The sequence below is a fragment of the Microbacterium sp. P2_F9 genome (assembly GCF_056403635.1).
In genome coordinates, this window is sequence record NZ_JBFUFC010000114.1 from 1 (window position 1) to 12018 (window position 12018).

Genomic DNA, 12018 nt, shown 5'->3' on the forward strand with positions numbered 1-12018 from the left:
GAGCTGGGATGCGACGCCGATCAGTCTCACGACGGTCGCGTCGTCGAGCTCGGTGATCTTCACCGGGAGAGCGTCGGCCGCAGTGTCTTCGCCCAGCACGTCGCGCAGCAACTCGATGTGCTGCTCGATGTCTGAGAAGAACGCCATGCCACATGCTCTCAGCGACCACCGACATTCGAACGAGTGTTMGAGCTGATTCCACCCGGAGAAGGGTAACGAATGCATAACGGAACCCCGGCCGGAGGTTAGGCCCTCGCGGAGCGCATGAGGGAGAACACCGCGATCGCCACCGCCATACCTCCGATCGCACGCACGACGGATAGGAGTGGGATTTGCCGGGTGGATGCCCTCCCCGAACTCGGACAAGACCATCCCAAGAAGGTGGTCGCATGCGCGCAGGCGGTCGGTCACTCGCGCCACCTTGCCAGCGCTCACCGACGCCGGCACCGGGATGGCGCACGGCGACGGGATGGCGCACGCTGGAGAGGTGAGTCGCTCCTCGAAAGCCGAGATCGCGCCGCGCGCGCATCGACGTCACGGCACTCTCGCCCTCGCGCTGGGCCTCGTCTTCGCCGCCGCCGGATGCACCGCGGCCGCGCCCGAACCCACGGCGACTCCCCCCTCGGCCGGCTCGATTCCTGCGGCGGCAGCGGTCGTTCCGCAGGGCGAGCCGCAGAGCTTCGCGACGGGACTGGAGGTGCCATGGTCGGTCGTCTTCGCCGAGGGCACGGCACTCGTGAGCGAGCGAGACTCGGGGCGCATCGTCGAGATCGCGGACGACGGTGGGGCGCGCCGGGTCGGCGTGATCGCGGATGCCGACGGCCGAGGTGAAGGCGGGCTCCTCGGGCTCGCGCTGGGGCCCGACGGCGGGCTGTACGTCTACTTCAGCACGCCGACCGACAACCGCATCGAGCGCTACGACCTGGAGGGCTCGCCCGGCTCGTTCGCGCTCGGCGACCCCGAGGTCATCATCGACTCTCTGCCCGTTGCCGGAAACCACAACGGCGGGCGGATCGCGTTCGGCCCCGACGGGATGCTCTACGTCGGCGTCGGAGACGCGGCCCAGGGCGATCGCGCCCAGGACGTCGACGATCTCGGCGGCAAGATCCTGCGGCTGACGCCGGAGGGCGGCATCCCGGATGACAATCCGTTCCCCGGTTCGCTGGTGTGGAGCTACGGCCATCGCAATGTGCAGGGACTCGCGTGGGCGGCGGACGGCACGATGTTCGCGACCGAGTTCGGCCAGGACACCTGGGATGAGCTCAACATCATCGAGCCCGGCGAGAACTACGGCTGGCCCGTCGTCGAGGGCATGGGCGGCGGCGCGGACTTCATCGATCCGGTGCAGCAGTGGACTCCGGATGCCGCGAGCCCGAGTGGCATGGCGATCGTCGGCGACACGATCTTCATCGCGAATCTGCGCGGCGAAGTGCTCCGCGCCGTCCCGATAGCCGACCCCTCGCAGCACACCGACTACTACGTGCACGAGTTCGGGCGGCTCCGCGATGTGGCCCCGGGACCTGACGGCGATCTGTGGTTCATGACGAACAACACCGACGGCCGCGGCTCTCCGGGGCCGGAGGACGACCGCATCCTCCGTGTGGCGCTCGGATCGTGACCCACCGAGTCAAGACGCATGCGCCGTCCGACCAGGGATCCCCACATCTGTCTGGTCGGGCGACGCATGCGTTGGTCCCCCCGACTACTGCGCAATGCAGTAACCGGATCTCAGTATAGGCACTGGGTTCGGCGCCGCGCACGTAGGCTCGAAGTCTGTGGAGCTGAGGGGAGCACCCATGACCGATCGCCAGCTCACGACCTCCGCGTACCTCACCCTCGGGCTGCTGACCTCCCGGGACTGGTCGGCCTACCAGCTCGCGGAGCAGGTCGGGCGAGGCGTGGACCACCTCTGGCCACGCGCGGCCCGGCAGCGCTACATCACGCCGAAGCAGCTGCTCGAGGATGGCCTTGTCACGGCGCGGGCGGAGCCTTCCGGCAGACGCACGCGCACCATCTACTCGATCACCACGGAGGGCCGCGAAGCGCTCGCGCTCTGGCTGTCGACGGAGGCCCGACCCCCCGCACTCGAGTTCGAGGGCATGATCCGGGTGCTGCTCGCCGACGAAGGATCGATCGACGATCTCCGCGCCAACCTGCAGACCATGCGCCGCCAATCGGTCGCCGCGCGCGCCTTGTTCGCCGACCATGCCGCCTACATCGCATCCACCGGCGGAACGTTCCCGGAGCGCCAGCACCTGTTCGCGCTCGCCAATCGCTACATGATCGGCCACTACGACCACATCATCGAGTGGGTGGACTGGTCGCTCGAGCAGATCGCGTCCTGGCCGGACACGGTGACTCCCGCGACCGACAACGTTGCCCAGGTGGCCGAGATGCTCGCGCCCAGTGTGGCCGCGAAGGCCGCGGATTCGCCCGCCGAAGAGGAGACGCCATGATCAGCCGCATCGCTCCGACGGATCTGCAGGTTCCCGTCGACGGCGGCGACCTGCACGCACTCAGCTGGGGTACCGGCGACGAGGTCGTCATCGCGATCCATGGCATCACGGCATCCGCGATCTCGCTGCAGCCGCTCGCCGACCGGCTCGCCGGCCGCTTCCGCGTCGTCGCCCCCGATCTGCGCGGACGCGGACGAAGCGCGGGGCTGCCTGGACCGTTCGGGATGGCGGCGCACGCCGCGGATGTCGTGGCACTGCTCGATCACCTCGGCGTGCCGAGGGCGATCGTGCTCGGCGAGTCGATGGGCGGCTACGTCGCCGTGCAGCTCGCGGTATCGCACCCGGATCGCGTCGAGCGGCTCGTCCTCGCCGATGGCGGACTCCCGCTCGCCGTTCCCGAGGCCCTGCTCGCCGATCCGGATGCGGCGGTCGCGGCGATCCTCGGCCCCGCCCTCGCGCGCCTGCGCATGACCTTCGAATCGCGCGACGCCTACCGGGCGTTCTGGCACGAGCACCCCGCGCTCCGCGACGTGTGGAATCCGTACATCGAGGCGTACGTCGACGCGGATCTGACCGGTGAGGCACCGGAGTTCCGCTCCGTCGTGTCCGAGGCCGCGGTCGTCGCGGACGGACGCGACCAGCTCGTCAACACCGACCTCCGCCGGCTCTCCGAGATCACGTGCCCGGTCACCCTGGTGCGTRCCGGTCACAACCTGATGAACGAGCCGACGCCCMTCTTCGGCGATGCGGTCGTCGCCCAGTCCGTCGCCGAGATGCCGCAGCTCGTCGTCGTGAGCGCTCCCGAGCTCAACCACTACAGCCTGCTGCTCACGGATGCCGGGGCCGACCTGGTCGCCGGCGCCCTCGTCGCCCAGGCCGGCGCCGCCTGACCTGCGCGGCCGAAAAGGGTGGACTCCCGCGCTGCGCGGGAGTCCACCCTTTCGGTGGAGCTGATCAGGAGTCGGGGAACGCGGCCATCGGCGGGCGGCACTCCGCCTGCAATGCCGTCACGTCGGGGACGTCGCTGACCCTGGTGAAGGCCATGTCGTCTGGGCCCACCTCCATCGCCAGCGTGAGCTTGAGCGTCCCCGCGAAGTCTGTCCAGTGGTACACGAAGTCCTCGCCGGGCTTATTCAGGGCGTAGTTCGGGGCCATGCCGCCGCCGCCCTCGAACGTATTCCGGACGAGGTCATCGTCCATGCGCCAGGCACCGTACCCCCATGTGCAGGCGAGCGCATTCTTCTGCGTGTAGGCGAAGCGCCCGTCCTTCACGACAAGCGTGTAGTGACCCCAGTTCTCCTCGATGATGTCCAGCTCCCGCACACCCTGGGCGCGAAGATCATCCGGGGTCGTGTCGGCGATGTACGTACCGTCGAGCCGGGTCGAGACCTCCGTCGGCCAGGACGCCGGCGTGGGGAGGCATTCGAGCGGCCGCTGCGGTGGGGTGCTCGGACGGAGCTCCTCAACGCGCGCGAACACCTTCGCTCCGATGTCGGTCGCGCCGATCTCTTCGACGAGGGGACGCACCGCGGCGCGCAATCCGGCGATGCCGTCAGCGCCGGCCTCGGGCAGCGTGAGCCCCACGCCGCAGGCGACGGCAGAGGACTCGAGATCGTCCGATTCAAAGTCCCCGACGAGGTCCGGCACCGTCGCGCCGACGGCGGATGTCAGTACGGCGCGCTGTTCCGCCGAGAGCGCCGCGAGCGCGTCGCGGTTGGCGATGAGGACAAGGGGGCGCGGCCACATCATCACGTCCGCGGTCACCGAGCGGCCGGAGGCGTGGAACCCATTGCCGGTCACGTAGCTCATCGGCAGCAGCGAGCCGTTGATGTTGTCCATCCTGGCCCCGTTCTCCTCCCACACGATGAACCCGGCACCGAGGAGGGCGAGCGTGCGCTCGGCGATTTCGCCCCGACTCGCCGAGATCGTCGTTCCTTCGAAGTCCGCCGCAGACAGCAGGGGGCCTTTCACCCCGAACGGGTGCACGAGCGGCCCCGGAAGGATCCCGAGCCCTTCGACCCCGAGTTCGTCGACGTCGTGAAGCATCGGCGCGATGAGCGAGTCATCCTGAAGCAGGGCTGCTTCCATCGCGAACGAGTCGATGACGAAGGGGGCCAGGAGCGCGTCGAGGGAGGTCACACCCAGCGGACGGAGATCACGTGCCGGTACGAGGGCGAGCGGCACTTCGCCGTCGCGGACAGCCTTGACGAGCGCCTCGGTGGACCTGCCGAATCTGGCGACCGTCACGTTGCTGGGGAGCAGATCGACCTGCATGCCGCCGTGCGACAAATCAGCCACCTGCTCGACATACGGCAGCATGAACCAGCCGTCCTCGCCGGCAACCATCGTCAGTGTCATCGGAGTCGGCGTCAGTTCGCCTCCCGACCGATCCAGCGCCGTCGCGCCTCCCGTGCATGCCGCGCATGCCAGGACGACGAAGGCAGCGATGGATGCCGCACCCACTCGCATGACGTGCCTACTCGTGTTCATCGGGAACCTCCGATCGGGTGTCGGTCGCCTCATGCGAGTCCGAATCGTTGGCAATGCTATGAATCGCGGGACGGCCCCGGCATCCGGCCCTTCCCTCGACTCTGCGGGTGGCCACCGAGGGTCTGCCCTCATCGGTCGGACCGGAGATAGCGGAGCGTCGCGAGCACGCGGCGGTGGTCCTCGGGTGAGTCGTCGAGCTCGAGCTTGGCGAAGACATGACTCACGTGGGCCTCCACCGTCTTCGGGCTGAGGAAGAGTGCCGCACAGATTGCGGCGTTCGACCGCCCCTCTGCAATGAGGGCGAGCACCTCGCGTTCGCGAGCGCTGAGCGGGAGTTCCTCCCGGGTGGGGCGACTCATCAGGCGCGCGACGATGGTCGGGTCGACGACGCACTCCCCCGCGGCGAGTCGGGCGAGCGCGTCGGTGAGCACAGCCACATCCGACACCCGGTCCTTCAGGAGGTATCCCGCACCACCGGGGAACGATCCGAGCAGCTCGACGGCATAGCGGGAGTCGAGGTAGTGCGAGAGTACGAGCACCCCGATGCCCGGATGGGCGGCCCGGAGTCGCCGGGTGGCGAGGAGTCCCTCGTCGGTGAAGGTCGGAGGCATCCGGATGTCGACGATCGCGACATCTGGATGGTGGGCGTCCGCGAGCCGCTCGAGTTCCGCACCATCGCCGGCGGTGCCGACGACCTCGATTCCGGCGTCGATGAGCAACCGGGCCACGCCCTCGCGCAGGAGCATCTCGTCGTCGGCGATCACTATTCGCATGGCAGCTCCGCCTGCACGGTCAGGGCGTCCGCGACGACGTCCACTCGAAGGCCGCCGCCGATCGCACCGACACGGTCGCCCAGTCCTCCGACGCCGTCCCCGAATCCCGCGAAGGCCTCCGGACCGTCCGGTGGGCCACTCACCGTGACGGACAGGACGCCGCCCGCCTCGGTCACATCCACCACGGCCGAGCGCAGGCGGCGAGCGCGCAGCGTCTCGGCGACCACCACGTAGGCGGTCGTCTCGACCGCGGATGACAAGCGCCTGCCCGGAGCCCCACTGATTCTGATGGGGATGTCGGCGCCCTCGCGGAGCACTTCGAGCGCTGCCCCGAGCCCGTCTTCCGCGAGGGCCGCCGGATACAGACCGTGCGCGAGTTCGCGGAGCTCATCGAGGGCCAGGCCCACTTCTGCGATCGCCCACACGAGTTCGGGATCCGGATGCCGCGCCAGGGCGAGCCGCAGCTTGAGCAGGAGCGCCACGACCTGCTGCTGCGCACCGTCGTGGAGGTCGCGCTCAAGGCGCCGACGCTCCGAGTCGAACGAGGTGACGAGCCGAGCGCGCGACCCCTGCAGATCGGACACACGGCTCGCGAGCTCAGCCTGAAGGCGTTCGTGCTCGAGAGCCAGGCTCGCCGCGCGGGCGACGGCGTCGCGGAATCCGTCATCATCGAGCAGGCCGGGGCGGTGGGTGAGCACGGCGAGTGCGGCGCCGTCCGCACCGACCGCGACGGTGGCACGCCGCATCCGATCCTCACCGGATGCCCGCGGATCCGGAATTGCACGTCCGACCGCATCGACCACGCGATCGGCGAGCGGATACGAGATCTCGAGCGACTCATCGTGCGTGATCGCGGCAAGTGCGTCGCGAAGCCGCCCGGGGCCTGGTGCGCGGGAGAGATCCGAGACGAGTCGCGCTGATCGGCGACGAGCGGCTGCCGCGCGGACGATCTCCCACGAGACGGCCACCGCGACCCCGATGAGCGCCACCGCGACCCCACCGCTCAGGGTCCGGCTCACCGGGGCGGCGGCGAGCCCCATCGAGGCGATCGCGGCGAATCCGATCGCGGCGAGACCGATGGAGATGGCGGAAGTGCCGGCAACGAGGGAGATCAGCAGGCGATCGGCCGGACTCGCGCGCAGGAATCGGTCGGCAAGGAAGCCGATGAGCATAAGCGACGAGGTCAGTCCGAGAACTGCCCCGGCGTCACCCGCCGACCGCGCGACCGAAGGTGAATCGACGATCAGGGCGAGATTCGCGGGACACGCGAGGCATCCACTGCTCTGCGGGTCGAGAGTCACCGCGCGCAAGAACGCGGGCGCCAGTACCGCTGCCACGGCGAGGGCGACAGCCACCCGATCTCGGCCTCGCTCCGGGAGCCCGCGCGAATACGCGAGTGCGAGCCAGCCGGTCAGGGGAAGCCAGATCGTGCCGAGCAGCAATCCCAGTGTGAATACCAGCGCATTCGGGGCGGCCGGGTTCGCCCACTCCCGCATGGTCCACGCCGCCCCGACTCCAAGGACGAGCAAGGCGAACGGCCGCCTGCGCACGAGCGCGATCACTCCGGCGACGATGAGCGCCACTGCGGCACCGACCTCGACCGCCACGGCGAACGTGCCTCGCGCGAGTGCGAAGGCGCCGCCGTGATCGACGATGATCCACATCATCACGCACCCCGCGACCGCCCCCGCAACGAGGGCCACTCCCCCGACACGGCGCGCCGTGCGATGCCGAGTGGCGCCTGCGACCCCCCTCACGGCGGTCACCCCGCTTCCGTCGCTGCGAGCAGCGATGAGTTCACGGGCAGCCACGCGCGCACCTCGGTTCCGCCACTGTGCGGACTGCGCACCTCCAGCCCGCCGTGCAGTGCCTCGGCTCGTTCCCGCAGCCCGCGCAGGCCGCTCCCCCCACCCATCGATGCGCCGCCACGGCCGTCGTCGCGGACGGTCACGACCAAATCGTCGCCGTCTCGACGGACAGCCACCGCCACCCGTTGCGGGTCGGCGTGTTTGGTGGCGTTCGAGAGCGCCTCGGCGCAGATGAACCACACGGCATCGCGCTGCGCAGGCGAGAGCTCGACGTCGTCCGTGTGCACTTCGACAGGGAACGGCAGCTCCGCTGCCAGCCTCGTCAGCGACACCCCGAGGTCATCGTCCGAAGCGGCAGGCTGCAGCCCGCGGCCGAAGCGACGGAGGGCGTCGTCTGCGCGGGCGGCAGCATCGTCCAGCCCGTCATCAAGACCGATCCCCCCGAGCAGGTCTGCGACTCTCCGGAGCCTTCGCCGGGGGCCCGCTTCGAGATCGTGGCTCAAGCGCTGCCTGGCCTCGTTCTCGGCGATCAGCAGGCGGTCACTCGACTCCTGCACATCGGCAGCGCGTGCGCGCACGTCAGCGTGCAGCTCGACATTGCGCAGCGCGAGCGATGCCGCAGCGGCGATCTGGGGCATGATCGCAGGGTCCACCCGGATCGCGCGGTCGTGCACCAGCACGGCGATCGGCGCGCCGTTGGCCTCGACCGTCGTGACGACCCGGTCGGGCGCCGCGTTCTCGGGGACGACGGCACGACCGCCGTCATCGACGTAGCGGCCGTCGGCGAGGCGATACGCGAGCCAGAGATCGGGGTCGCCGATCACCCGGGCAAGGCGTTCCCGCAGGGTGCCACGGTCTGTCACACCGCCGAGATCGATCACCACACCGATGAGAGCCTCCTCGGGGGAACGGTCGAAGGCGACATCGATCAGCAGCAGGAGAGCGACGTACGCGGTGCCGAGGAGGTACACCGAGAGCGCGAGCCCGGCGGGCGCATCGGTCGGGCGCAGGAAGACCGGCAGCGCCCACGCCGTCGCGAGGGCGATCGCGGCGGCGAGTGCCGCGGCTACCGGCCTGCGCGCGATGCGTGCGGTTCGCCGCAGTCGCAAGAAGGCCGCCACGACCAACGCGATCCCGAGGATCACCGTGGTCGCAGGCTCGGCCACGAATGCGGGCACGAGGCTGACGGCCGAGACGGCCGCGACCACCGCGATCGTCCACCACGACCGCAGGCGCGCTCCGGGATAGGCGAGCACGAGATACGCGAGCGCTCCCCGGTGCAGAAACTGCCCCACCGGCAGCGAAGGCCCGGCGAACCACAGCAGCGCCGCGATCGCCGCGACCACCGCGGCACCTCGGTGCCGAGGTCGCAGAGCCGCCGCGACAGCGAGAACCACGAGCAGGAGTCCCGTCAGGGTATCCGCCTCCGCCCGCCCAGCCTCGCCCGCTCCGGCGGTCCACCACAGTCCGGCGAGCACGAGAACCGCGGCGATCACCTGGGCGATCGCCGTTCGCGTCACGGATTCACCGGCTCACCGTCGAGGATCCGCGTGACCGCCTCACCTGACAGGTTCTGCTTCGGCACGAATCCTCGGGCGGGTGTCGCTGCGAGGCGGCGGGTGTAGGCGGAGGCATCCCGGGTGGACGTGAGCACCACGGCAGGACCGCCATCGACGACGAGCCGGCGAGCGATCTCGAACCCGTCTTCACCGGGAAGCAGCACGTCGAGCAGCACGACATCCGGATGTAGCCGCTCGCACTCGACGACCGCCTCGGCCCCGTCCGCGGCCTCGCCGACGACGACGAATCCGTCGAGTTCGAGCACTGCCCGCGCGGCCGCACGGAACTCATCGTGATCGTCGACGATGAGCACGCTGCGCGTCATGCGTTGATCGTGGCACAGCAGCGTCGCGCCGGCATCAGGGCAGACCCTCGGTACGGCGGGCGGACACCCAGAATCACGGATGCCGGACCCCGCGCCGCAGCGCGGGATCCGGCATCCGTCCCAATCGAATCCGACCGGTCAGCCGACCGGCTGCACCCACGTGGACGGCGCCGGGGGTGCCACGACCGGCGGCTGGTCGTTGCAGGAGATGATGTTCGGCTGGTATCGGCTCAGCCAGTTGGCCGGGCCGTCGTTCCACGGAGTGAGCAGCGTCGCCCCGTCATTGCCGCCCAGGTTCTGGTACGAGAAGGTCGATCCGTTCACCCAGTCCCACGTGAACGTGCCGCAGTTGTTCACGCCTGCCCATCCGATGTTGCGGGCGTCCACGTTCTCGAACGTCGCATCGCCGGCGACGCGGGCGCTGACCACCGAGGTCCCGGCGCCGTCGACCTGGATGTCCTTGAAGTGCAGTCCCGTCAGGGAGTACAGGTCCTTCACCGGCCAGTCCGCCACGAGCATGATCGCGTTGTAGGTGCTGTCGAGGTAGTGGTCTCCGACGACCTGGATATTCGCGTCGATGGACTGATCGAGCACGTAGAACCAGATCGAACCGAGGCCGATGTGCCAGTTCAACTCGAACGTGCCGGCGCGGACCGTGGTGTTGTTCGAGAACGTCAGCGAGCCGGCGAACGGATTCGCCCCGAACCGCGAGCCGGCGTGCAGGGCGCTGCCCTCGCGGATCGTGTCCGCGACCAGGTTGTTCGACACCGTCGTGTCGGTGCCGCCGTAGATCGCGATGCCGTTGGCCAGCGTGGGGGTCTGCACGGTGTTGTGGTCGAACACGTTGCGGGCGTTGGTCGGCAGGCCGGGCTTGGCCTCGGCCCACGCCGCGAGCGCGTCGTCGCCGGTGTTGCGGAGGAAGTTGCCCCGCACGGTCGAGTCGGTGACGCCGATGTGCAAGTTCACGCCGTCGGCGATCTGATCGACGATGACGTTCCCCTCGATCGTCACATTGCTCATCGGACCGTCGAGCCAGATGCCGACCTTGGTGTGCTGGATGTGCAGACCGCTGAAGCTCGAGTCGCTGAACGCGCCGCCGATGCCGTTGACCTGGTCTGTGTCGATGCGCTCGCGCACGTCGCCCTCGATCGCGAAGCCGGACAGGTGCACGTTGCGACTGCCGCCGGTCGCGGCATCCTTTCCGTAGAAGCCGACGCCGGTGTGCCACGAGCCGTCGGGCGTCGGGCTGGACAGCGCGACCTCGGTGCCCTTGAAGGTCGTGTACCAGCTGCCGGCGCCCTCGATCGTGATGTCGTCGACGATGATGTGGCGGTCCACGCGGAAGGTGCCTGCCGGCACGTAGACGGTGGCGCCCTTCTGCTGGGCGAACGCGATCGCCTTCTCGATGGCCGGAGCCGAGTCCTTGCGGCCGGTGGGGTCGGCCCCGAACCGGTTCACGTTCACGGCTCCGTCCTTGACGTACGGCCTACCCACCAGTTCGGTGTCGATCAGGTCGATCACCGTCCAGGGCACGTCAGCGGGTGCGGTCAGCCGGACGGTCTCACCGGAGTGGTACGTCTTGCCCAGCAGCAGCCGCTGCTCGTCGTAGAACTTCATCGGACGGAACGGCTTGTCCGGTACGAATCCAGGCTGCTCGACCTGCGGCACGCACCCGCATTCGGTGATCCACCAGTCCGGGTGCAGCAGGCCGGCGTTCGGATCGTTGCTGAACGGGTACTGGTTGTAGAGGTAGGCGTACTGCGAGGTCATCGTGAGGGTGCTCTTCTTGTTGCCCGCAGTCACCAGCAGCGGTGCCGTCGTGCCACCCCCGTTCGCGGCATCCGGAATGCTGTAGCGCACCGTGATCGCGTTGGCGTCCGCGGGAAGCGTGAACTCGACGTACTGACCCGGCGTGAGCTGCACGGCCTTGCGGCCGGATGCCTCGGCGGCCTGGGTGTAGGCGTCGCGGCTCGGGCCGATGATGGTGCCGGTGGTCGACGCGTTCTCGGCCTCCTGCTCGAGGAAGGGCACCTCCGCGCCGCGGCCGGCGACCAGGGCCGGATCCAGGCCCGCGCGTGTGACGACGGGTGGCGGGGCACTCGGCTTGACCGCGAAGGCGGGCGAAGCCGCGGCGAGGACGCCGAGAGTGAGGGATGCCGCGGCAACAGCCGCGAGCAGCGTGCGGGGACGTGTCATCATCGACTCGCTTCAAACGAAGGGGACGGGCGGCATTGCCCGCTCGCGGCCCAATCTAGGCGCGTCTCACGGGAAAGTTCAATGCCCTGTCGTGAATTGACGAGATCTTGTCAATTTCTTGCATAGCAACCGCAGGCGTTCGCAACTCTTGCGCGCTGAGGTCCGCCGATCAGACAGCGAGGATGACCGTGGGTCAGGCGACCGTCTCGCCGCACACTCCGCAGAGACCGAGGGCGGAGACCTCGATGAAGCAGTTGGGGCACATCGCGCGCGGCGCCTCGTCGGTCACCGGGCTGCGACGCACTGCCGGCGCCTGCCGTTCGCTCGAGCCTGCGGGGCGCGCTGCCGGGCGGCGAGCGCTCGTCTTCGCTGCCGGCAGGACGGGCGCGACGGATTGCACGACCTTCGGG

The 12018-nt window shown here is 69.3% G+C and carries 9 protein-coding genes and 1 pseudogene; 3 read left to right on the forward strand and 7 right to left on the reverse strand.

The features are described from left to right. The first annotated feature begins 487 nt into the window (after positions 1-487). The 3 genes from AC1DVT_RS12580 (at position 488) to AC1DVT_RS12590 (ending at position 3346) form a co-directional block, all read left to right on the forward strand. Complete coding sequence (locus AC1DVT_RS12580; RefSeq protein WP_477389358.1) at positions 488-1618, forward strand: PQQ-dependent sugar dehydrogenase; 1131 nt, start codon at positions 488-490, stop codon at positions 1616-1618. Positions 1619-1796: 178 nt separating this feature from the next. After that, positions 1797-2456, forward strand: a complete 660-nt coding sequence (locus tag AC1DVT_RS12585; RefSeq protein WP_477389360.1) for a PadR family transcriptional regulator — start codon at positions 1797-1799, stop codon at positions 2454-2456. Continuing rightward, positions 2453-3346 carry an alpha/beta fold hydrolase gene (locus AC1DVT_RS12590; protein WP_477389362.1) on the forward strand — a complete coding sequence of 298 codons (894 nt, stop codon included), beginning with the start codon at positions 2453-2455 and terminating at the stop codon, positions 3344-3346. The genes AC1DVT_RS12585 and AC1DVT_RS12590 overlap by 4 nt, the downstream gene beginning before the upstream one ends. A gap of 64 nt (positions 3347-3410) precedes the next feature. Here the strand turns inward: AC1DVT_RS12590 and AC1DVT_RS12595 are convergent, their stop codons facing one another. The 7 genes and pseudogenes from AC1DVT_RS12595 to AC1DVT_RS12625 form a co-directional block, all read right to left on the reverse strand. Continuing rightward, positions 3411-4814, reverse strand: coding sequence for a hypothetical protein (locus AC1DVT_RS12595; RefSeq protein WP_477389364.1), 1404 nt, complete (start codon positions 4812-4814; stop codon positions 3411-3413). 260 nt (positions 4815-5074) lie between these two features. Then, entirely contained in the window at positions 5075-5719 is a 645-nt protein-coding gene (locus AC1DVT_RS12600) for a response regulator transcription factor (RefSeq protein ID WP_477389366.1), read from the reverse strand. Then, positions 5710-7485 carry a histidine kinase gene (locus AC1DVT_RS12605; RefSeq protein WP_477389368.1) on the reverse strand — a complete coding sequence of 592 codons (1776 nt, stop codon included), beginning with the start codon at positions 7483-7485 and terminating at the stop codon, positions 5710-5712. Before AC1DVT_RS12605 ends, AC1DVT_RS12600 begins: the two co-directional genes overlap by 10 nt. Further along, complete coding sequence (locus AC1DVT_RS12610; RefSeq protein WP_477389370.1) at positions 7482-9047, reverse strand: sensor histidine kinase; 1566 nt, start codon at positions 9045-9047, stop codon at positions 7482-7484. Before AC1DVT_RS12610 ends, AC1DVT_RS12605 begins: the two co-directional genes overlap by 4 nt. After that, entirely contained in the window at positions 9044-9412 is a 369-nt protein-coding gene (locus tag AC1DVT_RS12615; protein ID WP_477389372.1) for a response regulator, read from the reverse strand. Before AC1DVT_RS12615 ends, AC1DVT_RS12610 begins: the two co-directional genes overlap by 4 nt. 138 nt (positions 9413-9550) lie before the next feature. After that, positions 9551-11611, reverse strand: coding sequence for a glycosyl hydrolase family 28-related protein (locus AC1DVT_RS12620; RefSeq protein WP_477389374.1), 2061 nt, complete (start codon positions 11609-11611; stop codon positions 9551-9553). 190 nt (positions 11612-11801) lie between these two features. After that, positions 11802-12018 (reverse strand): annotated as a pseudogene (locus tag AC1DVT_RS12625) (glucose-6-phosphate dehydrogenase); the annotation flags it as partial.